This window comes from Candidatus Xianfuyuplasma coldseepsis (genome assembly GCF_014023125.1).
GTDB classification, from domain to species: Bacteria; Bacillota_I; Bacilli_A; order Izemoplasmatales; family Izemoplasmataceae; genus Xianfuyuplasma; species Xianfuyuplasma coldseepsis.
Genome location: NZ_CP048914.1, coordinates 933175 through 957618, shown reverse-complemented (window position 1 = coordinate 957618; position 24444 = coordinate 933175). Strand labels below are relative to the sequence as shown.

Here is a 24444-nt window from a genome sequence, read left to right as displayed (position 1 = left end):
CTACCACCTCCACTTCCATTATACACTGCATAATCCGTCGAAACCATAACTACTCAAAAACTGTTTTGAAAATCGTTCTTTGTGTTATAATAAGGGTACTGAAATGAGGTGATGAGTATGAAAGCAAATATCACAATGTCCCCATGGATTGTGTTCTTATTTATTGTGATTATGGTGTTGTTTTTACTCCAAGGATTCGATCTGATTGATGTGATCACGATTATAGGTGTTGTCTTGATTGTGACGTATTATGTACTCGGGTTTATCCGGCGTAAAGATGCCCTTGTGATTACCGATGATAAAATGATTGTGAAAACACCAATCAAAACGCGCGAGTTTGATATTAAGGACATCTCAATGGTTCAACTATCATCGCGTGAGAGTGGTGTCATCAAAGCACTGTATAAGAACGAGGTTGTGACCCTTTGTTCGAATATTTATAGTCGTAAAGCCGAGGATATTCTTCAGTATTTAATCACGACATTCCCTCATATCAAAGAAACTCATCAACTACGAAAGGATATGTAACATGGCCGATAGTAAGAAATTGTACAAGACAAAAGACGGAGCGCAGCTAGGTGGCGTATTAAAAGGATTTAGTGAAGTATATGATATGGATGTAACAACGGTGCGTATCGTATATGTTCTATTAACATTGTTTGTGATTGGATCACCGATATTGTTGTATGTGATATTTTATCTCATATTACCGGATAAAAAAGATGTTATATCCAGTATCAATAAAGATTCGTTATCCGATGATTATGCCATTGATGAAGATGAATATAAGTATTAGCCAATAGAAAAGAAGAGCCCGATGGGTTCTTCTTTTCATTAGGAGGTAGTACATAATTGTGTTATAACTGCAGCCCTTGTTGAAAGGCTATTTTGTTGAGTTCATGGTATTTCGGTTTGACATGTTCAAGGATGGCACCTTCGATATCAAGATGCTCAAAACCGAGTTGTTTGATCAATGCACCAAGCATGATGATGTTCATAACTTTGGCATTTCCAAGTTTTCCCGCCATCGTATGAGCATCAACGATTACGGTTTGCACATGGTCTTTTAAGTAGGACAATATTCCTTGAGGATACGGTACTTTTCCAGTTAGTGTAACCATCGAATTTACTTGATAATCATTGACGATTACAACACCATCCTTTTTAATATAATCAAGATAACGGGCGGCTTCCATTTGTTCAAACGCAACCAATACATCCGCATGGCCTTTTTCAATAACCGGAGAATGAACTTTGTCACCAAACCGGATTTCGGATGATACACTACCACCTCGTTGGCTCATACCATGGATCTCACTCATTTTAACGTCATATCCTTCATGGATTAAAGCAGTAGATAGGATTTTTGTGGCTAAGATGGTACCTTGGCCACCAACACCGACAAGCTTGATTGATTTACTCATGGTATCCCTCCTTTTGGATTGCATCATAAGGACAGATTTGAGCACAGACATCACAACCAACACAGGTGTATGGATCAATCGATGTTTTCTTTGTTTCTGGGTTGAAAATTAAGCTCGGACATCCACTTCGCAGACATGCTTTACAACCGGTACATTTTTCTTCAATCACATAATCCTTTGTTTTCCACATGTCCTGATACATCTCAAAGTCTTCGTCCTTGTAGTGTTTTTTGAGGACACATGGCCAGTTTGTGATGATAACACTGGTTTCATCAAGGTCCATTGCCCAGTTGATCGTTTCTTTGACAAGTGCCAAATCATTAGGATTGATTGTTCGTACATGTTTGACACCTAAGGCACGACAGATTGCTTCGATATCACCTATCGCTGCATCGCCACCTTGTAGGGTAAATCCACTTCCAGGATTATCTTGTTGTCCTGTCATCCCTGTGATTCGGTTATCGAGAATGACATTGATGGTATTGCCCCCATTATAAATGGTATTTAGCAAGGAGTTAATCCCTGTATGGAAGAACGTACTGTCTCCCATTACAGCAACAAGGCGACGATCATCATCATCTTTCAAATCAATGATTCGTTGCGCTCCATGAGCGGTACTATAAGCAGCCCCCATGCAGATCAACCATTCCATCATCCGATAGGGTTCACCAACAGCAAGACTATAGCAACCGATATCTCCAGCAACGATGATTTTTTTCCGTTTTTTTCCAAGTTCATAGAAGAATCCTCGATGCGGACATCCACTACAAAACGTTGGTGGTCGTGGGACGATCAGATCTTGTGGCACCTCAAGTTCTTCAACTTGTTGACTCAAGACACAACGTTTTATAACGTCCGGTGTCATTTCACCGGTATAGGGGAATAAATCCTTTCCTATGACCTCACAACCAAGTGTTTTGGCGTAGTTTTCAATATAGGGATCATTTTCTTCAATGATATAGACAGTTTCATGATTATCACAAAACTCTTGAATAAGGTTTTTAGGAAGAGGATTGGTAAATCCCAGTTTTAGATAATCGACTGTTTCGCCCAATGCTTCTTTGGCAAATTCGACACTCATTCCACTTGCAATAACACCCACTGTTGAACCATGGGAAATTGTGTAATTCCACTTGGATGTTTCGGTATACTCTTGTAATCGGTTCATCCGATCTTCGACTTTGTGACGATTGTTACGAGCGTTGCGCGGTACCGATACATAGGTATCTAATTGACGTTCATATGGTTTTGGTGAAATCTCTTGACGCTCTCCTAGTTCCACAATCGATTTGGAATGACAAATCCGTGTTGTCATGCGGAATAAAACCACGGAATTATATTCTTCGGAAATGTTGAAGGCATCCACCATCATATCCTTAGCTTCTTGAGAGTTTGACGGTTCCAACATTGGAATTTTTGCATGGATGGCATAATTGCGGTTATCCTGTTCATTTTGAGACGAATACATACCTGGTTCATCGGCACTAATGACAACACTACCACCGTTTACACCAGTATAAGAAAATGTGAACAACGGATCGGCTGCGACATTTAACCCAACGTGTTTCATCGAGGCTAAACTACGTCCCCCAGCAAAACTCGCACCAATCACAGCTTCTAAAGCAACTTTCTCATTGGGAGCCCATTCGGCTATAATCTCTTTATAGGTAGCAATATTCTCTAATATTTCCGTACTTGGTGTTCCCGGATATGCACTAGCAAAGTGCACGGATGCTTCATACGCACCACGAGCTACTGCTTCGTTTCCTGTCATCATTTTCTTCATACAATCACCTCTAAAAGTAAGCGTTTTCTTACAAAACCAATCTCATTATAGCAAACTATTGTGGATGGCTCAATAGTTCCCTGATACTTTTATGTAAACGCTAACACTTTACTGTGTTAAAGAATAAAAAAAGACCCAAATTGGGTCTACATATCAAGTACCAATACGTTTAATTCTTGTGCTACTTCAACAAAACGATCGATGAGGATTTTTCCCTCCATGTAGAGGATATCAAAATACTCTGGATGATGTAAAAAAAGTAGTTCATAGCTTGTTGTCCGTTTACGAATCGTCGCTACACGCGTGTGCCCAGCAACAACTGTTTTCCCTGGAATGGGTGGTAATTGGTGTTCTCGACTCCAGACATAATCATGCTCTGAAAGCATTGTTCTCCAATCAAGTGCACCACCATCAATACCACCATGAACAAAGATATAATCTCCTTTTTCAATGAAGTAAGGTACGTTTTCTAAAAGCGATTGAAGGTACGGATATCGTCTGTGAATTTTTGTGCGAATTGAATCCAATGAATCTTCGGTAAAAGAGGTGTTTGATAGAGCTTCAAGTGTTGCCTGAAATCCGTTATACATGACGTTAAATAATACACGAGAGTTATCGCCTTGAAGAAAATCACGTAAGAAGGTATCGTGATTGCCGATGATGATCGAGGCTTTATTCTCTTGAAATAGAGGATAGAGGTATTCAAGAACTTGATCCGAGCTCGGTCCGCGATCAAACATATCACCAATAACAATTAAATGATGGTGTGGATTGTTCTCATTATAACCAGCTTTTTGTAGCGATTGTCGCATGGCTTTATAATAGCCGTGGATATCGCTTATGACAAAATACGTCATCGAATCACCTCCTATGTACATTGTACCATGAGTATTTAAAAAACCGTCTAGTGAATTAGACGGTTATTTTTGAGATGGAAGTATATCCTTTTGCGTAGGCCCAAGTGTCTGTATTTTCGGGTAGGTTTCCTTCATGAATATAGGTTCGATTGGGCTTAAATGTCGTTCCTTCTATCGTGGGATTATAGTGGAATGTATGATAGTGAATGGTAGTTTCTAGTATTCCATTCGAACGACCAAATTTCTCTCTTGGGAAATTAACATTCAAAGAGTATTTTCGACTGAGTAATCCGTTGCTGAAGATGTGGTCCAAGGTTGGTTTGAGTTCTTGATGTAAGATCGTATCCCCTTTGCGATCGGATGATAAAGCGAGTGATTTCCATCCGAAATACTGGGCTTGTAGTGTTGCCCCTACAGTACCGGAATAACGGGTATCGATACCGAGATTATATCCATTGTTTGTCCCAGAAACGACAAGGTCTGGTTGCAATTTTAATCCCGCAAAGGCAAAGTTTACACAATCCACAGGTGTTCCTAAAATGGTATAGGTATACTCGTCGAGCTGCTCAAAATCAAATCCACCTATGGTAAGTGACATACTTTTCGCAGATTGTTCGTATTTTGGTGCTATCGTATATACGGTTCCATAATGGGATAGGATCTCTTTGGTAAACTGTAATTTCGGGGAATCAATCCCGTCATCATTTGTTAATAAAATTATCATGTGTATCACATCCTTATGCAGATACAATTGTACCACATAACGATGGTTTTTTTATTTTAATACAGTATATTTTTTATTCCCACTCAATTGTTCCAGGTGGTTTGGATGTGATGTCATAAACAACACGATTAATCCCTTGGACTTCATTGATGATTCTAGTTGTTACTCGATCTAAGAATTCGTAGGGTAAGTGACTAAACGTTGCGGTCATGAAATCAATGGTGTCTGCACTACGTAATGATGCAACATATTCATATGTCCGTTTATCACCCATAACCCCGACGGATTTGACTGGTAATAAGACCACAAAAGCTTGGGATACTTGATCATATAGATCATGTGCATACAGTTCGCTGATAAAGATGTGATCCGCTTCTTGTAGAATTCTTACTTTTTGATCCGTGATCTCACCAAGAATTCGAATTCCTAGTCCTGGTCCAGGGAATGGATGACGCATAATCATGTGTTTGGGTATGCCCAGTTGAAGACCTACTTGTCGAACCTCATCTTTAAATAGTTCGCGCAAAGGTTCCAATAGTTCAAAGTTCATTTCTTCGGGTAAGCCGCCGACATTGTGATGTGACTTAATGGTTTCACTTGGTCCTTTGATTGAAACACTTTCAATCACATCAGGATAGATGGTTCCTTGTGCCAAGAAACGCGCATTGGCATGTTCTTGTTTGAACTGTTCAAACACACGAATGAACTCTGTTCCAATGACTTTTCGTTTCTCTTCGGGATCTGTCACATCTTTTAATGCCTTCATAAATGCTTCTTTAGCATTGATTCGAACAACGTTTATGTTATAGTGCTCTGCATAAAGCGCCATGACTTTGTTGCCTTCATCCTTACGAAGTAGTCCGGTATCGACAAACACACAGGTTAATTGCTTGCCAACAGCTTTATGAATTAACATTGCTGCAACACTACTATCTACCCCGCCACTTAAGGCTAAGATGACTTGGTCCTTTTGCACCACGTCTTTTATATGTTGAATGGTTTGTTCAATGTAGTTTTCTATTCGCCACGATGGTGTTGCTTTGCAAATAGCTAGCACAAAGTTAGATAGGAGCTGTTTGCCATAGGTTGTGTGGGTGACTTCAGGATGAAACTGAAGATTGTAGATTTCTTTGGTCTGATGTTTGGCGATGGCAATACAAGAATCCGTATGGCCCAATTGATCAAATGAAGGCGCCAATGCATCAACGTGATCCCCATGGCTCATCCACACTGTGGATGAGGATGGGATGCCCTTTGTTAAGGGATTTGATTGTGTTATGTGAAGTGCCGATTTTCCATATTCTCGCTTGTCGGTTGGTGTAATGGTTCCATTGAATAGATATTGGGTAATCTGCATACCATAACATATCCCGAGTATTGGTATTTGTAGATCAAATAATTCTTTGGTAATTTGTGGGGCGTGTTCGTCATACACGCTGTTTGGTCCGCCGGATAAAATAATCCCTTTAATATGGGGTTGTACTAGATTTTCGAGATTATAATGAAACGGATGAATCTCCGAATAGACACCGAGTTCGCGAACACGGCGAGCGATTAGTTGATTGTATTGCGAACCAAAATCTAAAACAATGATGGTATCCATGATAGACCTCCTAGTGCTTGAAATGACGATTATTGGTAAATACCATCGTCATGTATCGATTATCACAAGCTGTGATTGAGTCATTATCTCGAATACTTCCACCCGGTTGAACAATGTGATTTACACCATATTCATACGCCAGTTTAACCACATCGTCAAAAGGGAAGAATGCATCGCTAGCAAGAGTTAAGTTTTCAGTAAAGCCATTATTTCTAGCCTGCTCCAGAGCTATTTTCGCTGCTCCCACACGGTTCATTTGACCCGCTCCAACACCTACTGTTTGGGTCCCTGAAGTTATCACAATCCCATTCGATTTCACGTGCTTTACTACCTTCCAAGCAAAATGTAACTGTTCCAATTCTCTTTCAGATGGGAATCTTTTCGTTACACAATGGAGTTCATCAATACTTACTATTTGCTTGTCAATATTTTGTATTAGTAACCCACCATTTACACTATTATATTCAACAGTATCCGTGGATTTTTGAGAAGTATCAAGTTGCAAGATACGTAGGTTCTTCTTCTTTCTCAATATACTAAGAGCATCTTTTGAAAACCCAGGAGCAATAATGATTTCTAAAAATAGCTTATTGATTTCAAATCCAAGTTCGGTAGTGACTACTCGATTTAAAGCAACAATACCTCCATAAATCGATATTGTATCACTTTTATAAGCTTTTTGATAGGCTTCGAAAATTGTCTCTCCTGTGCCTACACCACATGGGTTCATGTGTTTTAGTGCAACTGCGGTTGGTTCTGAGTGCTCAGCTAAAATATTGATTGCTGCATTGGCATCTTGAATATTATTATATGAAAGTGGTTTACCATTTAAAAGTATCGCCTGTAATATAGAGTACGGATCATCTGATAGCTGATAAAGTGCGGCTTTCTGATGAGGGTTTTCTCCATATCGTAAATGTTGTTTAAAATCACCAGATATGGTGATAGTATCTATCATACTAGAGTTGTCAAAACTTGTAAAATAATTGGCTATTATTGAATCATACTTTGCCGTTGTTCGAAAGGCCTTTGCACTTAGTTGTCGTTTCGTTTCTGGCAATGTATCACCATATGACTCCAGCTCTGTCAGAATGAGGTTATAATCATTAATATCTGTGACAACGGTAACAAACTCATAGTTCTTTGCTGCACTACGCAATAAAGATGGTCCACCAATATCTATCTGTTCCACGGCTTCATCAAAGGTAGAACTACGAACTGAGATGGTTTCTTTAAATGGATACAAATTTACACATACAAGATCAATATATTCAATATTATTGCTTACGACGTCATCAATATGATGTGGTTTGTTACGCAGAGACAAAATACCACCGTGGATTTTAGGGTGTAGCGTTTTAACACGTCCATCCAAGATTTCCGGAAACCCGGTTATATCTTCAACAGATTTGGTAAGCACTCCTGCTTCATCAAGTATTTGTTTTGTTTTACCCGTAGAAATTATCTCAAAGCCGTGTGATATTAACGCGGAAGCAAAATGTGCGATGTTTGTTTTATCACTGACACTAATTAATGCTCGTTTCATATACTTTCCTCACTTCAATTCATCAAATTTACATATTAAAACTTCACGCTATTTTGTGTAATTTGGTGCTTCTTTCGTTATATTTATGTCATGTGGATGTGATTCTTTTAATCCAGCACTTGTAATTTGAACAAATTGTCCATTACGTTGTAAATCACCTACGGTCTTTGTTCCACAATAACCCATTCCAGATCGTAGTCCTCCGCACAATTGGTATACTGTATCGGCTAATTCTCCTTTATATGGAACTCGTCCTTCAATGCCTTCGGGAACAAGTTTTTTCGCCTCTCCGTTACCTTTTTGGAAATAGCGATCACTCGACCCTCGTTTCATGGCAGCAAGAGATCCCATTCCAACGTATGTTTTAAAGCGTCGACCTTGAAATATAACTTCCTCTCCAGGTGACTCTTTCGTTCCAGCCAGAAGAGATCCTAGCATTACTGTATCCGCACCTGCTGCTAAGGCTTTTACAACATCTCCACTGTATTTAATACCACCATCAGCAATGACACAAACATCCGTATCATTGGTATACTCACACACATCCAAGATTGCTGAAATTTGAGGTACACCTACCCCAGCAACCACTCTTGTTGTACAAATCGAGCCGGGTCCTACACCTACTTTTACTGCATCAGCCCCAGCTTCAACAAGTTGTTTTGCAGCTTCTTTGGTGACGATGTTACCAGCCACAATATTAAGCTTAGGATACAATTTCCGAATTTCACGAACGGTACTTATAACTCCCTCAGAATGCCCATGTGCACTATCGACAGTAATAACATCGACACCCGCTTCAACCAACGCTTTTACTCGATCTATTGTATCGTTTCCAACACCAACTGCTGCTCCACAACGTAATCGACCTTTATCGTCTTTACTAGCGTTGGGATAATTAATTACATTATCAATGTCTTTTATAGTGATTAAACCTTTTAATCTATATTCATCATTAACAATTGGTAACTTCTCAATGCGATTATCGAGAAGTATTTGTTTTGCATCTTGTAAACTTGTTCCGACAGGTGCTGTCACCAAGGCATCTTTTGTCATCACCTTGTTCACTGGCGTATCATCTAGTTCCCGATATTTCAAATCACGATTTGTAATGATACCAATTAAAGTATTATTCTTTGTAACAACTGGCAATCCTGATATTTTATATGTTGACAAAATATCCTCTGCCTGAGCTAAGGTACTGTTTTCACGTAGCGTAATTGGATTCAATATCATCCCCGATTCACTACGTTTTACATAATCTACTTGCTTAGCCTGTTGTGTAATAGGCATATTCTTATGGATAAAACCTATTCCTCCTTGTCGTGCAAGTGCAATAGCCAATTTTGCTTCAGTTACAGTATCCATAGCAGCAGATAAAATTGGAATATTAAGTGCTATATTTTTCGTTAACTTTGTTTGAAGAGAGACTTCACTTGGAAGCACTTCAGAATGGTTTGGGACGAGTAATACATCATCAAATGTAAACCCCTGTTGTTTAATTTTTTTCATAATTTCCTCCTCATCAAATAAAAATGGTTTCTCCGCGTGATAGACCATACGCAAAGAAACCTACAGTTGTAGAGTAATTTGCACGTAGTCCTAAATTTACGGTTTAGGGTAGAGACTTGCTTTCCTTATTAAAGCGATTATACGTGAAAAGTTTCTTCATTATAACAAATCAAAATAACTAAATCAATGACTATCTATGACTTTTTTCGGTTAATATACAAAAGTATTCCAAGCAAAATTAAACCATACGTTAATGGAATGATAAATACGAGTGCATTATAGATGTTATTTCCACTAGTAATTGCTAATCCGGGGAACATCAATAGAGCAAATAGCGGTAATGCCATCGAGATTGCAGTTCCACTTCCAACTACGATTTCTTCAGCTATTGGCGATTTGAAGTCACTGTCAACCCCTTTAAGCAATGCCAATCCTGTACTTGCAGTACCAGTTAACATACCAAACATTGCAAGAAAATAATGTACTTCGTATTCACCTTTGTAAATACGATGACTAATCCAACGCAAGAAGGCAAATGTACATATTGCCCCAACAGTAGCCATTACAATTACTAATAGGTAATACTGTTGAATGGATTCAATCGTTATCGTAAGAACAGCTGCAATAATCATGAAATTGAATGCAATACTGCTAATATTTGATAATACATAATTGTTGGTTAAAAAGTTAACATTTTTTCCTTTTACCTCAGCATATTTTAATATGCGACGATATAATAAAGCGTATAGAATCCCAATCAAGAAATTGAATCCATGGAATACACCTGCAAAGGTCTCACCTAAGTCACCCATGGTTGGTAATATGTAGTTTTCAAGAGCAACCAGTGTTAAATACACAAAGGCGTAAATGACAAAAATGATTACAATTTGCATTGTCAACGAGTCAAACACGCGAATTTCTTGAATTGTCTCCATTTCGAATGATTGCTTGATGGAAGATTCTTCTCGATGGAATTTATCAACAACTAGATTATGTTTTCTTGCTAAGTAATTTAATGATATTACCCCGACAACACCACCAACCAGGAATCCGATGGATGCAATGGTTGCCCCTAATGCACCACCTTGGCTCAATGCTCCAACTCCTTCAGCATATCCACTACCAATACTGGTTGCCAATCCTGGTCCTTGTCCGAAACCTAGTGGAAGTAGCAATCCAGCACCTAAGAAAATATTCTTAAATAGGAAGAAAACTACAGCTGCACCGATTACTGCTTGTAGTAAATAAGAAATTACGATTACCATACCTGTAGACCATACTTTTTTATCTGCCTTTGATTTGTCTCGACGCAAAGTTAAAGCTATGAATCCAATTGCTAGGGCATGATAAACTGTCTCGTAAATTATGTCGATGCGAGCAGGTACATTTTGCACAATTACTTGATCGTTGGTGGCATATTCTTCCCAATCGATATCAACACTATAATCTTCAGCATCCTCTGCCAAGATAATCTCATAATCATATCCTTCCTCGATTACTTCAGCCTCTGATCCTTCATATAGAATATAGCGATCTTGAGATATATTTATGACATTCAAAAATCCATCAGATAATATTAAACCGATTGTCCCAGCAATTAACGCTGAAGGAATAATTACTTTATTTAAGAATGGTACTTTTTCCTTAATAATCTTTGCAATGAATAAAAGCACCCCTAAATAAACAAAGAAATTCATAAGTTCCCAATTTTCTACTAATCCAAACATATTTTTTCCTCCATTTACATTTGAAAAGAGCTAAAAAAGTATATTCCCCATACAACTTGATAGCTCTTTCCCTATATATTATTGTTATTTTAATTATATCATATTTGAAGTCTATAAAAATTCATTTTTTTGAATTAGATATTTTATTGTATATTCAACCAAATATTTGATCTGATTCTCATTGTATTGATGATTCTTCTCAACCAATCTCTTATTATCATATTCAAACATTGTTATGAAAGCATATAGTATTATACTCTTATGTTTGATATAGTACCGCATTAATTCTTTATATATTAGTAACTCACGGAATTTTAAATCCCATGTTGGCCTAATTTTCTCAAAGGTACTAACTGTTCGAAACTCTACTAGTAGAATTGTATTGTTATATTTGAAAATGTAATCGACTCTCATTTTTTTTGACATCTTAATCATATACTCGACATAAATCTTTATTTGACTATACATGCTTGATTCTATAGATGCTTGTAACATCGTAAGATATCGCTTAATGATAAACATAGTATCCAACCATGATACAATCTCAGCTATTGAGACTTGCTTTCTGAAGAATCCTCTCTTAAAAAACTTATCTCTAAGTAAGTTTACATATGGTTTATTCTGTATTAGTGAACCTCGTTTATTTAGCAATCCTTTTTGTATCTTCCATTCTCCATATATATTTAACTCATCATAGAAGTTAAAAAATTCTTGTGGAGTATCAAAAGTATATAACGAATCCTCTTTCATTCTTATCACCAGTAATATAATAATGATATGTTTGAATTTTTTCTTAAATAAACATTGTAAGAGTGGTATAATAAAATTAATACGAAAGGAGTTGATGTCTATGGATAATGATAGAAAATATTTTAACTGTTCTCAAAAACATGAGATCGATTACTTAGCTAAGAAATTTGTTGGACCAAAGGAAGAAATTGTACAAAAAATCAAAGAATTGTGCAAACAAAAAGTCATTCATTACTCAACTCATGAAGAAGCTGAAAAAGCGTTAATGGATGCAGGTTATCAAAAAAAATAACTAGGAAGTCCTAGTTATTTTTTTTATTTTTAAAATAAAAAAAGCCCATTAATGGCTTTGGTAAAATAAATGGTGGCTCGGGGCGGAATCGAACCACCGACACACGGATTTTCAGTCCGTTGCTCTACCAACTGAGCTACCGAGCCACACTGGCGGTCCAGACGGGACTTGAACCCGCGATCTTCGGTGTGACAGACCGACATGTTAACCACTACACTACTGGACCATTGGTTGCGGGGGAAGGATTTGAACCTACGACCTTTGGGTTATGAGCCCAATGAGCTACCAGACTGCTCCACCCCGCGGTGTGAAAAATGTTGTTAAATATAAGTGGCGGAGGAAGAGGGATTCGAACCCCCGCGCGCTCTCACGCCTGTCGGTTTTCAAGACCGATCCCTTCAGCCGGACTTGGGTATTCCTCCACTTAGTCATTTAAGTAAATATATATAATTTTGGTGGACCCGGCAGGATTCGAACCTGCGACCTACCGGTTATGAGCCGGGAGCTCTAACCAACTGAGCTACGGGTCCATACATAACTCCAAAAATTGGTAGCGGCGGAGGGAGTCGAACCCACGACCTTTCGGGTATGAACCGAATGCTCTAGCCATCTGAGCTACACCGCCATTTGATGTTTTTGGTGGTGCTATTTTTTAGACCTGTGAGACTTCGTATCACTATAATCCAAAGCAGCTTGCCACTTTAAAAACTAATAGAATGGTACCTAGGGCCGGAGTCGAACCGGCACGGTATTGCTACCATTGGATTTTAAGTCCAACGCGTCTACCTATTCCGCCACCCAGGCAAATGGTGACCCGCAGAGGATTCGAACCTCTGACCCTCTGATTAAAAGTCAGATGCTCTACCGACTGAGCTAGCGGGTCGAAAAACGGCCTAAATAAATGGTGCCGGAAACAGGAGTCGAACCCGTGACCTACTGATTACAAGTCAGTTGCTCTACCATCTGAGCTATTCCGGCATGGTGGAGAATACTGGGCTCGAACCAGTGACCCCTTGCTTGTAAGGCAAGTGCTCTCCCAACTGAGCTAATCCTCCATATGGTGGAGCCTAGCGGGATCGAACCGCTGACCTCCTGCGTGCAAGGCAGGCGCTCTCCCAGCTGAGCTAAGGCCCCATATGTTATTTTTGGGAATATCAGGCAACTTATTTGGTGGGCCTGATTGGAATTGAACCAACGACCTCACGCTTATCAGGCGTGCGCTCTAACCGACTGAGCTACAGGCCCCCACCAAAAAGACATAAGTGCGTTATTTATTCTACTATTTAATTGGTCAGTTGTCAACCTTTAAAGTCTATAATTTTCAAAACAAAAAGGATAACAGAAAAAATGGCTGGGCTAGATGGATTCGAACCATCGATCCCGGAGTCAAAGTCCGGTGCCTTAACCGCTTGGCCATAGCCCAGTATGGTGGGAGGGGACGGATTTGAACCGCCGAACCCGAGGGAACAGAGTTACAGTCTGTCGCGTTTAACCACTTCGCTACCCGCCCAAACATGCAGATATTATTTTATTATATCTCAATATAAAAATCAAGTTATTTTTTTGCCGGGTATTTTTCGGCATTTTTCACTAGTTTTTCTCGAATAATTTGTTCAATATCAAAGCCTAGGTCATATGCCATTGCAATTGCATAAATTATCACGTCGGCAATCTCCTCCTTGACATTTGTTAAATCTGCGTGATCAGGTCCCCATTGATAATTTTCCAATAACTCTGCAGCTTCAATAATAATTGACTTTGCTAAGTTCTCTGGTTTATCATTTGATTCCCATCCACGTTCATCTCTAAACTTAATAATTTCCTTAATTATATCTCTCAAGTATATCCCAACCTTAGTTTTTATTCACCAGAATTTGCTCTTATAACTTTTTTTATTCTTTTTTGTAGTATTGGTCTTTCCAACATAACAACTCTGTTACATCCAAGACATTGAAGTTTTACATCTGCACCTGTTCGGATTACCTTCCACTCAAAAGAACCGCAAGGATGTTTTTTCTTTAAAACCAAAACATCATTTAGGTCAAATTTATGCATTGTGCACTACCACCTGTGGGAATGGTATTTCAATTTCATTTTCAGAAAAATACATAACTAAGTCTTTACGAATATCTCGTTCTACTTGAAAATGTTTCATCACTTCTGTTTTAGCTATAATTCTCATATTAATACTTGAATCTGCTAATTCTGTAACTCCTAAGAACTTAGGCATTTCTACAATATCACCATAACGTTCATCTTCTTGCTCAAGAAATGCAGGCATGATTTCAGTTAGTTTTTGAAGATCTGTATCATATGCCACACCAAAATCGACAACAGCTATACTTTGATTTCTAGAGAAGTTTATAACACTATCAATGTTTCCATTGTTGATGATTTTCCGTTCACCTTTCCAATTTTCAATAACTGTTGTTCGTAATCCAATCATAATTACAGTACCTTTGAAACCTTTTACTTCAATGACTTCTCCTACTTGGAATTCACCATCAAAAATGATAAAGAAACCGCTCATAAAATCGCGTACTATTTCCTGTGCTCCAAAACCAATTGCTAGACCAACAACACCTGCTGATGCAATAAATGGCGTTAAATCAACACCCAAACTAGAGAAAATAAGCATTAGAACAATAAACCATACCAAATATCTTGTTACACTCCATAACAGATTTGCTACAGTCTTTGCTCGAGCCCCTTTTTTTTCAATACGTAACAGTTTATTAATAACAGGTTTTGATACTCGATTAATAATAAATCCTAATAATAACCAAGTTACAATACTAAAACCTATGATGACAAATTCACTCAATGATTCAGGTATATTTAAGTTGTTTACAAAAATATTATATATTACTTCACCAATACCATTCATTGTTTGCTACCTCCATTTAATAGATCGATAATTTTATTCAATTCTTCTTCTGTGTCAAATCGAAATGTCAGTTGTGCTTTACCGAGTGTAAATTTGATAGAATCATCAATAATATTTTCCAAATATTGACGACGATTTTTTATAACCTTGTTCGGAACTGAGATTTTTTTCGAATGAATGTTACGAATGATTCTCTCTACGTCCCGTACAGTAAATTTCTCTTCAATAATTCGATCGTGTAGATCAAGACATAAACGCTGGTCTTTTACTTTACTTAACGCTCTTGCGTGTCCCATTTTTATATGACCATAATTAACGCTTTGAATTACCGTTGCAGGTAAATTTAATAACCCAATTATGTTTGTGACATACACTCTGCTTTTCCCTATTTTCTTTCCAAGTTCAGCATGTGTTACTCCTAATTGAAACAATGCTTTTTGAAGTGCTATTGCCTCTTCAATTGGGGTTAGATCTTCACGCTGTAAGTTCTCAAGAATTGCTAGTTCGGATAAGTAAATTGAATTGTAATCTCGAATAATCGACGGAACATATGTTAGACCGGCTAGTTTGGCCGCTTTTACGCGTCGTTCTCCAGCTACAATCATATAACCCGTTCCGGCGGGTTTTAAAATAACCGGTTGAAACACACCGTGTTCTTTTATGGAGTTTGCCAACTCTTGTAAGCTTGTTGTATCAAAAATAGATCGCGGTTGATTGGGGTTCGGAACGATGAGAGAAATATCAATGTCCTGAACCTCTTCGCGATCAGAGTACTCTTGTTGATTTTCTTCCATTAAATCCTTAAAGCTTCTACCAAGTTCTACTTTAGAATCTTTCATTCATAGCCACCATCTCTTTCGCTAGATTTTGGTAACTAATGGATCCTTTACTACGAGGCGAAAATTCCGTAACAGGTAATCCGTGACTTGGTGCTACGGAGCACTTGACATTTCGAGGAATAATTGTTTTAAATACTTTTTCCTTAAAATATGTACGAACTTCATTGATAACTTCATATCCAATATTGCTACGAGTATCAAGCATGGTTAGTAATACTCCTTCAATTGTCAAGGTTTTATGATTGTACTTCTGTTTATTTTGGATAACACGAATAGTGTTTAGTAACTGCGTTAAACCATCCAATGCTAAAAACTCACATTGAACAGGAATTAAAACACTATCCGATGCAGTTAAAGCGTTAATCGTAACGATACCCAACGAAGGTGGGCAATCAATAATAATATAGTCATAATTATCTCGCACTTCTTCTAAAGCATTCGCTAAAATAAAATCCTTATTATCATGACTGATTAGATGGGACTCAATGTGTCCTAGCTCATAACGCGCGGGAATGATGTCAACATCAACCGATGGAACTTTTACAATGACATCGTGAATTGACAATCGTTCCATAAAAATATCAGCAACCGAAAAATCAAGATTGGCGCGGTTAATCCCCATGTACGTTGTCGCATTTGCTTGATGATCGACATCAACCAATAATACGCTCTTCCCCAGATACGATAATGAACTGGCAAGGTTAACACTCGTGGTTGTTTTCCCAACGCCACCTTTTTGATTACTGATAGATAATATTTTCCCCATACTTTTCACCTCTAAACAATATAAAGAAAAGTATATATATTGTATCATATACATACTTTAATTTACACCCAAAACACGTAAAAGTTATCCACAGATTTTTGTGGACAAATATTATAACAACGTCCTAAATAAGTCCTCGTTATCCAAATAGAAGTTTACCAACTCATAGGGTATAAACTCACGATATTCTTTCGATTTGAAAAGTTCCGTTATTTCTTCATGAGTTAGGGTATCTTTTATGTTACCCCATTTATCCAATTGTGTGACCTCAGTTTTTAAGAAATGGTATAAAATAGCGAGCGATAATAACTTATCAATACGATCGTGAAATAGTTCATTTAGATTATATTTATACCGGTCATCTGTGAAATTAGGGGTCGGTTTATACAGGCTTGCTATTTCAAATAAAATCGCATTTAATTCGCCCTCACGATTGATAAGATATTTTTCGAATTGAACGGCATAACGGCGCGCGATGATTGATGCATTTTCATTTGCAATAACTTCCTCCACTTCTTGAGAATGTAAGAAGAAATAGAACTCAATAACCTCAGATATTTTATGGGCGTCAGCTTCAAAGAATTCGTTAATAAACACACTTAATTCATGTACCGTGCGTTGGAATTTAGTTTCTCTCCAAACGGGTGTTAGGTCATTTTCCTCTTCCATTTCCGTAATATGGCGAATACTAAACTCTTGGTATTTTTCCAAGATTTTTTTCATTCGAACCCACTCATTATTCATTTTCTCATAGATATTATCTGATATCAGAAATTGAATTAAGAAAATGATATAGAATCCAATCAAGACAACAAGATACGTCATCATCGATACATTGGTATCAATAGAGTTTGTTCCAATAATCGAGACACCTTTATCGAAGATATAGTATACACCAACACCTGTGATGATGCCTCCATAAAACAAATATGCAAGAATATCTTGGTAAAAAATAACAATGGTTAAGAACACGAAGAACATGATGTATCCGTAAAAGTGGTTTGATCCTTGTGAATAGAACAGGGTAAGTATCGCAATTGTAATAATTGATGTATGCATCGAAAATCGATTGAAGTTTATAATCATCATCAACAATGTTAAAACAATTAATAAGGCAAGTGCCATCGGTACAAATACATTGATATCGATTGAGAAATCATTAAATGATGATAGTGGAATTGTAAGGACAATAAAGACGGAAACAAAGATTGTTACGATAGCTACTTTTAGGCGGAGAACTTCACTAAAGGTAAGGAATTCACTACTTTGAATTCGTTCAAATATGTTTTTCATGGCCCCAGGCATCCTTCAATACGTCTTGTATAATCATTTCGAACACTTCGCTGTTCTCCTTAAATACACGAAGTACGTCTTCATCAATTAAATAATAATATTCCGAGTTAAATAAGATGTCCACTACATCTTCTTGGCTTAACTCCGATAAGTATATTTTGTCCATTCGCAGCATCACATAAAACACAACAAATGAAATAATTTTCACATAGGTATCATCATTGAAATGGCGAAATGACTTGAACTGACTTTCGGAAAAAATTTCTTTGCGATTTACATCAATATCTTTCGTTTTACTTGCTTTTAGCCCGATATTTCTCATTTTATGATGGATGGATAACTCTAAGTTTGATAACTCATTGAGCTGCTCTAGAGTGTATTCAGGATACTTTTCAAGTAAGCTCGTAGTTGGTTCTTTTTTCATATCTTTAAGTAATTGAATTTTACGTCCAAAGACATTTTCAATCCCTATCTTTTTGGATAATTCTTTGGTAAAAGTATCCAGAGATTTATAATAGGCATCAACATCCATTTCATGACTAGTTCGAATCGTTTGAATTTCCATTAATAAATCCATGTTTCGCACTTCGGATTCTTTTATTTTTGCTAAATGATTATAGAAAAATGATTTTCGTTTAATCAAGATGTATGATGATAATGTTAGTAATAATACAAAAAGTAACAAAAAGACTACAACATATAGGTTCTGAATCGCATCCACATTCGGAATGGAGAAGATTACTTGATAGTTAATGGCTAGCAATATCCCACTGACAAATAAGGCACCATTACTGATGAACATAACTTTATAGTCTTGATATATGGAGGTAATTGCATAGGCTAAGAATAACGAAGTAAATATACTGGGTGTTTGAAACATAAAAATAAGGGTTAATGCAATGATAAATTCTCCTAAGGCATTCGTATACATTGCGAGCTTTAGATTATTATAAAGATCGTGGTTCAACGACATGAAGTAAATATTGATTAGTAGTAATAATCCAAACATGAACATCACTTGTAGAATCTGAATTGTTTCTACTTGTAGACGAATAAAAAAATACAACACAACAAAAGCAAACACGACGTTTAAAATGTTAACGATCAGTGTTTTAATTCGAATGTGTTGCAGTTCTAGAATCTCTTTATACGGTTCTAGCTGCTTAAAATTGTATTTATGATTATACTGTCTCATAGAATACACATCCTATAGAGGTTTTGACTTAATTTTATTGTATCTTCTGGGGTATTTTGTAGGAGTTGTAGCGGTTTTTCGGACAACAACAATCGAACGTTCAAAATGATTGACATGATATAAAATGGTATCCTCCAAAGTTCCACCAAGTATCTGTATCGTGTTCTTAGAATCGATGACTTCCTCTTGATACCCCGGACCTTTCATTGCTAGAAATACACCGTGATGTTTCACAAATGGTATGCATAATTCACAAAGCATTCGTAGATTAGATACGGCTCTAGCGGTAACGATATCGTATGTTTCACGACGAGAAAATTCCTCAGCTCGTCCATGAATAAGTTCGACTGATATTCCTAACGTATCGGTTAATTCATGCAAAAAACGTACACGCTTTTGTAGAGCATCAATAATGGTTATCTGAAGGTCGGGAAATATGATTTTTAACGGTATGCTTGGAAAGCCGGCACCACTGCCGACATCTAAGATGGTTTGGTTTGACAATGAAATTGCTTTTGTGAGGCAAATACTATCGTAAAAATGCTTGAGATATACTTCTTCCTTCTCTGTTATGGAAGTTAAATTTAGTTTACTGTTCCATTCCATTAACAGATTATAATAGTGTGCAAATTGTTGCTCTTGTTTTGGACTAAGTTGAATCCCACATTCTTCAAGCATGTGTTGAAATTGCTCTATCATAGTATCACCTTATCCTATTTTACCATATTCAATATTATTTGAAAAACAATTAAAAATAATAGACTATCGTTATAGTCTATTATTTAATGTCTTAATATGTATTAGCAAGATGGAGATATCAGCCGGGTTTACACCGCTTATACGTGATGCTTGTCCGATAGTTAACGGTTTGATTTTCTTTAATTTTTCCCTGGCTTCTAGTGCTAAATTATGAATATTGTCATAATCGATTGTATTTGGAATACTATAGTCTTCCATCTTTAACATTTTTTCCGCTTGTTTATAGGCTTTTGTAATGTATCCTTCATACTTGATATCAATCTCAACTTGTTCAATCACATCTTCATTGAATGATTCTAAATCAACCCAATTTGTTAATTGTTCAAGATGAATTTCTGGTCGTCTTAGAAAATCGTAAAGTGATGTTTTATCCTTAATATCAACGGTTCCTAGTTGACGAATCAATTGATTGGTGTCAGGGTTCGGATATAATTGAATCGATTGTAGTACTTGTTTCAATGATTTAATTCCACGAATCTTATCTTGATATGATTGGTATCGCGCTTCATTAATCAATCCGACTTGATATCCATATTCGCGTAATCTTATATCCGCATTATCATGGCGTAATAATAAACGATATTCCGCCCGTGATGTCAGTAGTCGATAAGGATCTTTGACGCCTTTTGTGACAAGATCATCAATGAGTACACCGATGTATGCTTCATTCCGTTTTAATACCAAAGGCGATTTTTGTTCTAATTTGAGCGATGCATTAATTCCCGCCATAAGTCCTTGACAGGCGGCTTCTTCATATCCACTTGTTCCATTTACTTGTCCGGCAAAATATAGATTGGGATACTCTTTGCTTTCCAATGTAGGATATAACACTCGTGGATCGATTGCATCATATTCGATGGCGTAAGCATATCGGGCAATTTCAGCGTTTTCCAGTCCTGGAATCGAGTGAATCATTTGCTCTTGAACATCATGAGGCATTGATGTGGAGAATCCTTGAACATAGGTTTCATCAATGAATTGGCTTTCAGGTTCTAAGAATATTTGATGGCGTTCCTTGTCTTGGAATCGAACCAACTTATCTTCGATTGATGGACAATAACGGGGGCCAACTCCTTCAACAACACCACTGTACATCGACGATTTTGTAAGGTTTAGGTTTATCACATCATGTGTAACAGAGCTTGTATAGGTTAGATAACATGGCCATTGATTATCGACGTCATAATAGGTTTCTTTATCAAAACTAAAATGGCGAACAACAGCATCTCCGTCATGTCGTTCCGTCTTGCTAAAATCAATTGTTTTTGTAATGATGCGTGGCGGTGTTCCCGTTTTTAATCTGGTTGTTTCAAATCCAACTTCCCGTAATTGCTTACTTAAGCCTTTGGATGCTTTTTGTTTATCGGGTCCACTGTCGGTTACTTGGTCACCAACAAGAATTTTCGCTTGCATATAGGTACCAGTTGTAACAATAACTGTGTGTCCTTTGTAGATGTCACCATTCTCTAGGACAATACCTTTTACGGCATTATCGATCAGATATAATGAATCAACATATGCTTCGACAACGTCAAGATTGTCTTGATTGAATATCGTTTGTTTCATCTCTTTGGGGTATAATACTTTATCACTTTGAGCACGTAGAGCACGAACCGCAGGTCCTTTGGATATGTTTAAAAGACGCATTTGGATGGCTGTTTTATCTGCATTTTTGCCCATTTCACCACCAAGTGCATCAATTTCACGTACGACGATTCCTTTGGCCGGTCCTCCAACTGATGGATTACACGGCATCGACGCAATCATATTTACATTTCCTGTAACAAGTAGGGTTTTATGACCCATTCTAGCAGCGGCTAAACATGCTTCACTTCCCGCATGACCGCCACCAATGACGATAACATCATACATAATAATCACCTTGCAGGTCTATTGTAATACGACTACTGATAATAGTAAAGCATATAACAGCGTGAATTCTTTAAATATTCACATCTATACGGTATAATTATTGCAAGAGGTGATGATATGGAACACACAACAATCTTAATCATTGAAGATGAACCGACAATTAATCGCATTGTCTCCAATTATTTTTTGAAGGAAAAATTCACAGTTTTAAGTGCCTTGGATGGTTTTAAAGGGCTACAGTTATTTAGTCAAAATCGTGTGGATTTGGTTTGCCTAGATATTATGATGCCCAATGTCAATGGTTGGGACGTAGCAAAAACAATTCGCGAAACATCCAATGTTCCCATTATTATGATGAGTGCTTTATCTGAAGAAGAGGATATTTTAAAAGGATACTCGCTTAAAGTGGACGACTATATTACCAAACCATTTAATCCTAAAATCCTTGTGGCCAAAGTACGCAATTTACTAGAGCGATTACAAAATCAAGATTTCTCAGTACAGACAAGTGGGATGCTTGAGCTTGGTGGTATCAAAATGGATTTAGATACCCATAAGGTGTATCTCGAAGGTGACGAAAAAGAGTTGTCTAAAACAGAGTTTGATTTGCTTAAATACTTCTTAGAACACGAAAGCAAAATCTGTTCACGAAACCTTCTCCTTGACGAAGTATGGGGAATCGATGTTTATGTCGAAGATCGAATTGTCGATACCTATGTGAAAAAACTACGCAAATTCCTAGGACATCGATCCAACTATATTAAAACGGTATTTGGTGTAGGTTATCGATTTGAGGTACCGCATGAAACAGATTAGTGCAAACGTACAAGATTGGTTCCGCAATACATGGAAGACCATTGTTCGCCTCTTCAAAGCTCGTTCCATTTCGACGCAATTAATCATCACTATCAGTTTGATTTTCCTATCTTTCTTCGCTTTGCAGTCGATTCTCAATGTTGCATTTTTCCGTAATTTCTTTACGACTCAAGATTTTGATCGAATCCATTCCGATTTGATTGAATATGTTGAAAATATGAATCAAGACGACATCGATTACTATGATGAAATGTATCGTTTCACTTCTGAAAACAATGCCTATAGTGTCATTGTCGGTGGGCAGTATCGAATTTTAACATCCTCTGGAACGGATTATACGTTTACGATACAGGATGATACAACATTACTTTCTTATACGGTCCTTGTACCAAACAATGATTTTGAATATACAGAAGATTTACAACTATCGGTTACCATTTATCCCTATAATGATGAGTTCTATTCTGCGGATATCATTGAGGTAGGCAGTACCATTTTATATAATAGTGAAATCACGTGTGCTGAAGTCGATTGTACACCTGTTAATGGAACCATCACCAATGTCAGTAAACCAAACAACTTGAACTACTTATTTGAGAATAATCCTATTGTTCGTGATGAAGTAGCCCGAATTGTTGGGGGCGAAATTGATCTAAAAGACTACGAATATACCAGTGGTAGTGTTGAAGGTTCTTGGTATCGTTCATCCGAAGCTTCTGTCGACACATTAGTGTTTGTTCACAATTTAAAAACGTGGAACTATATTGTAACAATTGTTCCGGTCGTTAATACGAACGATGTGATTGATATTGTGAACTCCTACAATTATTACGTATATGCAACCGCTATTGTCATTATCTTTATCTGGAGTTTTCGTTTATCCAGTATCATATCAAAACCAATACAAAACATTGAGCTTGTCGCCCGGCAAATTGCACAGTTAAACTTTGATGTTGAGGCGCATGAGTATAATAATCGTGAAAATGAATCGTTATCCAACAGTATCAACCTAATTGCGAAAAACTTAAGGACCACGCTGGAGACTTTAAACAGGAAAAATTCAGAGTTAATGAGTTTATACGAAGATCAATCAAAGCAAGTCTCCCTGAAAAAACAATTGGTTTCATCGATTTCTCATGAATTGAAAACACCACTGATGATTATGCAAGTTACAATTCAAGGAATCCTCGATGATATCATTCCCGATGAGGAACAACAAAAAGAACTACTAAATGTCCTTGATGAGATTAATAAATCATCTATGATGATACAAGACATGTTACAAATTTATCGCTTAGATGACGCCAACTCTCAACTTGAGATTTCCGAATTTGATTTATCGAAAACCGCTTGTTTCTTTGTTAATGATTTTGAGAATGCCATTCGTCAATATAAACTTGAATTGGATATCAATGTCCAAGATGAAGTCTTTGTAGAAGGTGACGAGAAGCTGATCAAACGTGTCATATCAAATTTCTTGACAAACGCCATCAAATACACTCCTATTGGAGGTAGGATGTACCTTGAAGTCTCGGAACGAAAAGACAAAGTGTACTTCGAATTAACCAATTACGGGACTACAATCCGGACGGAAGAAATCGAGAAAATCTGGATGCCATTTTATCGTATATCAAGGGAAGAAACCAACCCGATTAAAACAAAAGGAAGCGGTATTGGACTGTACCTTGTTAGCGAAATTCTGAAAGCTCACGATGCCGAATTTGGTATATCAAATGTTAAAAACGGTGTAAAAGCGTACTTCTATATGAACAAAAAACAACGTGTCTAGACACGTTGTT

The 24444-nt window shown here is 37.2% G+C and carries 22 protein-coding genes, 14 tRNA genes and 1 riboswitch; of the genes, 5 read left to right on the top strand and 31 right to left on the bottom strand.

The annotated features are described in order from the left end of the window. The first annotated feature begins 117 nt into the window (after positions 1 to 117). Together G4Z02_RS04590 and G4Z02_RS04585 are read left to right on the top strand one after the other, a co-directional pair. A complete protein-coding gene (locus tag G4Z02_RS04590; RefSeq protein ID WP_258878676.1) occupies positions 118 to 528 on the top strand; it encodes a hypothetical protein in 411 nt (136 codons plus the stop codon). A gap of 1 nt (position 529) precedes the next feature. Then, positions 530 to 796, top strand: coding sequence for a PspC domain-containing protein (locus G4Z02_RS04585; protein WP_258878675.1), 267 nt, complete (start codon positions 530 to 532; stop codon positions 794 to 796). A 61-nt stretch (positions 797 to 857) separates the two neighbouring features. Here the strand turns inward: G4Z02_RS04585 and G4Z02_RS04580 are convergent, their stop codons facing one another. The 8 genes from G4Z02_RS04580 to G4Z02_RS04545 form a co-directional block, all read right to left on the bottom strand. Further along, complete coding sequence (locus tag G4Z02_RS04580; protein WP_258878674.1) at positions 858 to 1424, bottom strand: indolepyruvate oxidoreductase subunit beta; 567 nt, start codon at positions 1422 to 1424, stop codon at positions 858 to 860. Beyond that, positions 1417 to 3210 carry an indolepyruvate ferredoxin oxidoreductase subunit alpha gene (gene iorA / locus G4Z02_RS04575; RefSeq protein ID WP_258878673.1) on the bottom strand — a complete coding sequence of 598 codons (1794 nt, stop codon included), beginning with the start codon at positions 3208 to 3210 and terminating at the stop codon, positions 1417 to 1419. The genes G4Z02_RS04580 and iorA overlap by 8 nt, the downstream gene beginning before the upstream one ends. Before the next feature lie 146 nt (positions 3211 to 3356). Next, positions 3357 to 4067 (bottom strand): fructose-bisphosphatase class III, encoded by a 711-nt coding sequence (locus tag G4Z02_RS04570; RefSeq protein ID WP_258878672.1) that lies wholly within the window; start codon positions 4065 to 4067, stop codon positions 3357 to 3359. A 55-nt stretch (positions 4068 to 4122) separates the two neighbouring features. Then, a complete protein-coding gene (surE, locus tag G4Z02_RS04565; RefSeq protein WP_258878671.1) occupies positions 4123 to 4791 on the bottom strand; it encodes a 5'/3'-nucleotidase SurE in 669 nt (222 codons plus the stop codon). Between the two features lie 73 nt (positions 4792 to 4864). Then, positions 4865 to 6394, bottom strand: a complete 1530-nt coding sequence (gene guaA / locus G4Z02_RS04560; RefSeq protein ID WP_258878670.1) for a glutamine-hydrolyzing GMP synthase — start codon at positions 6392 to 6394, stop codon at positions 4865 to 4867. A gap of 10 nt (positions 6395 to 6404) precedes the next feature. After that, the gene (gene purH / locus G4Z02_RS04555; protein ID WP_258878669.1) at positions 6405 to 7940 is read right to left on the bottom strand and encodes a bifunctional phosphoribosylaminoimidazolecarboxamide formyltransferase/IMP cyclohydrolase; all 1536 of its coding nucleotides are present in this window, start codon (positions 7938 to 7940) and stop codon (positions 6405 to 6407) included. A 48-nt stretch (positions 7941 to 7988) separates the two neighbouring features. Next, the gene (guaB, locus tag G4Z02_RS04550; RefSeq protein ID WP_258878668.1) at positions 7989 to 9449 is read right to left on the bottom strand and encodes an IMP dehydrogenase; all 1461 of its coding nucleotides are present in this window, start codon (positions 9447 to 9449) and stop codon (positions 7989 to 7991) included. Positions 9450 to 9514: 65 nt separating this feature from the next. Then, positions 9515 to 9614, bottom strand: a riboswitch (purine riboswitch). A gap of 29 nt (positions 9615 to 9643) precedes the next feature. Further along, positions 9644 to 11176: a sodium/glutamate symporter family protein gene (locus G4Z02_RS04545; protein ID WP_258878667.1), complete on the bottom strand. Its 1533-nt coding sequence runs from the start codon at positions 11174 to 11176 to the stop codon at positions 9644 to 9646. 850 nt (positions 11177 to 12026) lie between these two features. Between G4Z02_RS04545 and G4Z02_RS04540 the strand changes: the two genes are divergently transcribed. Next, the gene (locus G4Z02_RS04540) at positions 12027 to 12218 is read left to right on the top strand and encodes a hypothetical protein (RefSeq protein ID WP_258878666.1); all 192 of its coding nucleotides are present in this window, start codon (positions 12027 to 12029) and stop codon (positions 12216 to 12218) included. A gap of 70 nt (positions 12219 to 12288) precedes the next feature. On the opposite strand, the gene G4Z02_RS04535 is transcribed toward G4Z02_RS04540, so the two are convergent. The 23 genes from G4Z02_RS04535 to mnmG form a co-directional block, all read right to left on the bottom strand. Next, positions 12289 to 12364: transfer RNA gene (locus G4Z02_RS04535), tRNA-Phe, on the bottom strand. 4 nt (positions 12365 to 12368) lie between these two features. Beyond that, positions 12369 to 12444, bottom strand: a tRNA-Asp gene (locus tag G4Z02_RS04530). Between the two features lie 2 nt (positions 12445 to 12446). Next, a tRNA-Met gene (locus G4Z02_RS04525) sits at positions 12447 to 12523 on the bottom strand. A gap of 26 nt (positions 12524 to 12549) precedes the next feature. Continuing rightward, positions 12550 to 12640 (bottom strand) — tRNA-Ser (locus G4Z02_RS04520). Between the two features lie 31 nt (positions 12641 to 12671). Continuing rightward, a tRNA-Ile gene (locus G4Z02_RS04515) sits at positions 12672 to 12748 on the bottom strand. 18 nt (positions 12749 to 12766) lie between these two features. After that, positions 12767 to 12843 (bottom strand) — tRNA-Met (locus tag G4Z02_RS04510). Positions 12844 to 12935: 92 nt separating this feature from the next. Next, a tRNA-Leu gene (locus tag G4Z02_RS04505) sits at positions 12936 to 13022 on the bottom strand. A gap of 3 nt (positions 13023 to 13025) precedes the next feature. Then, positions 13026 to 13101 (bottom strand) — tRNA-Lys (locus G4Z02_RS04500). A 19-nt stretch (positions 13102 to 13120) separates the two neighbouring features. Beyond that, positions 13121 to 13196, bottom strand: a tRNA-Thr gene (locus G4Z02_RS04495). A gap of 1 nt (position 13197) precedes the next feature. Continuing rightward, positions 13198 to 13273, bottom strand: a tRNA-Val gene (locus G4Z02_RS04490). Positions 13274 to 13276: 3 nt separating this feature from the next. Continuing rightward, positions 13277 to 13352, bottom strand: a tRNA-Ala gene (locus G4Z02_RS04485). Between the two features lie 34 nt (positions 13353 to 13386). Beyond that, positions 13387 to 13463, bottom strand: a tRNA-Ile gene (locus G4Z02_RS04480). A gap of 103 nt (positions 13464 to 13566) precedes the next feature. Beyond that, positions 13567 to 13641: transfer RNA gene (locus tag G4Z02_RS04475), tRNA-Gln, on the bottom strand. 3 nt (positions 13642 to 13644) lie between these two features. After that, a tRNA-Tyr gene (locus G4Z02_RS04470) sits at positions 13645 to 13728 on the bottom strand. A gap of 45 nt (positions 13729 to 13773) precedes the next feature. Then, a complete protein-coding gene (locus G4Z02_RS04465) occupies positions 13774 to 14058 on the bottom strand; it encodes a nucleotide pyrophosphohydrolase (protein WP_258878665.1) in 285 nt (94 codons plus the stop codon). A 20-nt stretch (positions 14059 to 14078) separates the two neighbouring features. After that, on the bottom strand, positions 14079 to 14273 hold the full coding sequence (locus G4Z02_RS04460; protein WP_258878664.1) for a DUF951 domain-containing protein: 195 nt from the start codon (positions 14271 to 14273) through the stop codon (positions 14079 to 14081). Further along, a complete protein-coding gene (locus G4Z02_RS04455; RefSeq protein ID WP_258878663.1) occupies positions 14266 to 15105 on the bottom strand; it encodes a mechanosensitive ion channel family protein in 840 nt (279 codons plus the stop codon). Before G4Z02_RS04455 ends, G4Z02_RS04460 begins: the two co-directional genes overlap by 8 nt. Then, positions 15102 to 15944 carry a ParB/RepB/Spo0J family partition protein gene (locus G4Z02_RS04450; protein ID WP_258878662.1) on the bottom strand — a complete coding sequence of 281 codons (843 nt, stop codon included), beginning with the start codon at positions 15942 to 15944 and terminating at the stop codon, positions 15102 to 15104. The genes G4Z02_RS04455 and G4Z02_RS04450 overlap by 4 nt, the downstream gene beginning before the upstream one ends. Continuing rightward, positions 15931 to 16710, bottom strand: coding sequence for a ParA family protein (locus tag G4Z02_RS04445; RefSeq protein ID WP_258878661.1), 780 nt, complete (start codon positions 16708 to 16710; stop codon positions 15931 to 15933). Before G4Z02_RS04445 ends, G4Z02_RS04450 begins: the two co-directional genes overlap by 14 nt. Before the next feature lie 111 nt (positions 16711 to 16821). Further along, positions 16822 to 18003 (bottom strand): hypothetical protein, encoded by a 1182-nt coding sequence (locus tag G4Z02_RS04440; RefSeq protein WP_258878660.1) that lies wholly within the window; start codon positions 18001 to 18003, stop codon positions 16822 to 16824. Further along, positions 17987 to 19198: a hypothetical protein gene (locus G4Z02_RS04435; protein WP_258878659.1), complete on the bottom strand. Its 1212-nt coding sequence runs from the start codon at positions 19196 to 19198 to the stop codon at positions 17987 to 17989. The genes G4Z02_RS04440 and G4Z02_RS04435 overlap by 17 nt, the downstream gene beginning before the upstream one ends. A 12-nt stretch (positions 19199 to 19210) precedes the next feature. After that, the gene (gene rsmG / locus G4Z02_RS04430) at positions 19211 to 19897 is read right to left on the bottom strand and encodes a 16S rRNA (guanine(527)-N(7))-methyltransferase RsmG (RefSeq protein WP_258878658.1); all 687 of its coding nucleotides are present in this window, start codon (positions 19895 to 19897) and stop codon (positions 19211 to 19213) included. A gap of 69 nt (positions 19898 to 19966) precedes the next feature. Beyond that, a complete protein-coding gene (mnmG, locus tag G4Z02_RS04425) occupies positions 19967 to 21829 on the bottom strand; it encodes a tRNA uridine-5-carboxymethylaminomethyl(34) synthesis enzyme MnmG (protein WP_258878657.1) in 1863 nt (620 codons plus the stop codon). 117 nt (positions 21830 to 21946) lie between these two features. Here mnmG and G4Z02_RS04420 point away from each other — a divergent pair, with 117 nt between their 5' ends. Both G4Z02_RS04420 and G4Z02_RS04415 read left to right on the top strand, forming a co-directional pair. Further along, on the top strand, positions 21947 to 22645 hold the full coding sequence (locus G4Z02_RS04420) for a response regulator transcription factor (protein WP_258878656.1): 699 nt from the start codon (positions 21947 to 21949) through the stop codon (positions 22643 to 22645). After that, positions 22632 to 24434, top strand: coding sequence for a HAMP domain-containing sensor histidine kinase (locus tag G4Z02_RS04415; RefSeq protein ID WP_258878655.1), 1803 nt, complete (start codon positions 22632 to 22634; stop codon positions 24432 to 24434). The genes G4Z02_RS04420 and G4Z02_RS04415 overlap by 14 nt, the downstream gene beginning before the upstream one ends. Positions 24435 to 24444 lie beyond the last annotated feature (10 nt).

What these genes read in the sequence shown, in the direction of transcription:
- G4Z02_RS04590 (WP_258878676.1), top strand. Translation starts at nt 118, where the DNA reads ATGAAAGCAAATATCACAATGTCCCCATGGATTGTGTTCTTATTTATT.
- G4Z02_RS04585 (WP_258878675.1), top strand. Translation starts at nt 530, where the DNA reads ATGGCCGATAGTAAGAAATTGTACAAGACAAAAGACGGAGCGCAGCTA.
- G4Z02_RS04580 (WP_258878674.1), bottom strand. Translation starts at nt 1,424, where the DNA reads ATGAGTAAATCAATCAAGCTTGTCGGTGTTGGTGGCCAAGGTACCATC.
- iorA (WP_258878673.1), bottom strand. Translation starts at nt 3,210, where the DNA reads ATGAAGAAAATGATGACAGGAAACGAAGCAGTAGCTCGTGGTGCGTAT.
- G4Z02_RS04570 (WP_258878672.1), bottom strand. Translation starts at nt 4,067, where the DNA reads ATGACGTATTTTGTCATAAGCGATATCCACGGCTATTATAAAGCCATG.
- surE (WP_258878671.1), bottom strand. Translation starts at nt 4,791, where the DNA reads ATGATAATTTTATTAACAAATGATGACGGGATTGATTCCCCGAAATTA.
- guaA (WP_258878670.1), bottom strand. Translation starts at nt 6,394, where the DNA reads ATGGATACCATCATTGTTTTAGATTTTGGTTCGCAATACAATCAACTA.
- purH (WP_258878669.1), bottom strand. Translation starts at nt 7,940, where the DNA reads ATGAAACGAGCATTAATTAGTGTCAGTGATAAAACAAACATCGCACAT.
- guaB (WP_258878668.1), bottom strand. Translation starts at nt 9,449, where the DNA reads ATGAAAAAAATTAAACAACAGGGGTTTACATTTGATGATGTATTACTC.
- G4Z02_RS04545 (WP_258878667.1), bottom strand. Translation starts at nt 11,176, where the DNA reads ATGTTTGGATTAGTAGAAAATTGGGAACTTATGAATTTCTTTGTTTAT.
- G4Z02_RS04540 (WP_258878666.1), top strand. Translation starts at nt 12,027, where the DNA reads ATGGATAATGATAGAAAATATTTTAACTGTTCTCAAAAACATGAGATC.
- G4Z02_RS04460 (WP_258878664.1), bottom strand. Translation starts at nt 14,273, where the DNA reads ATGCATAAATTTGACCTAAATGATGTTTTGGTTTTAAAGAAAAAACAT.
- G4Z02_RS04455 (WP_258878663.1), bottom strand. Translation starts at nt 15,105, where the DNA reads ATGAATGGTATTGGTGAAGTAATATATAATATTTTTGTAAACAACTTA.
- G4Z02_RS04450 (WP_258878662.1), bottom strand. Translation starts at nt 15,944, where the DNA reads ATGAAAGATTCTAAAGTAGAACTTGGTAGAAGCTTTAAGGATTTAATG.
- G4Z02_RS04445 (WP_258878661.1), bottom strand. Translation starts at nt 16,710, where the DNA reads ATGGGGAAAATATTATCTATCAGTAATCAAAAAGGTGGCGTTGGGAAA.
- G4Z02_RS04440 (WP_258878660.1), bottom strand. Translation starts at nt 18,003, where the DNA reads ATGAAAAACATATTTGAACGAATTCAAAGTAGTGAATTCCTTACCTTT.
- G4Z02_RS04435 (WP_258878659.1), bottom strand. Translation starts at nt 19,198, where the DNA reads ATGAGACAGTATAATCATAAATACAATTTTAAGCAGCTAGAACCGTAT.
- rsmG (WP_258878658.1), bottom strand. Translation starts at nt 19,897, where the DNA reads ATGATAGAGCAATTTCAACACATGCTTGAAGAATGTGGGATTCAACTT.
- mnmG (WP_258878657.1), bottom strand. Translation starts at nt 21,829, where the DNA reads ATGTATGATGTTATCGTCATTGGTGGCGGTCATGCGGGAAGTGAAGCA.
- G4Z02_RS04420 (WP_258878656.1), top strand. Translation starts at nt 21,947, where the DNA reads ATGGAACACACAACAATCTTAATCATTGAAGATGAACCGACAATTAAT.
- G4Z02_RS04415 (WP_258878655.1), top strand. Translation starts at nt 22,632, where the DNA reads ATGAAACAGATTAGTGCAAACGTACAAGATTGGTTCCGCAATACATGG.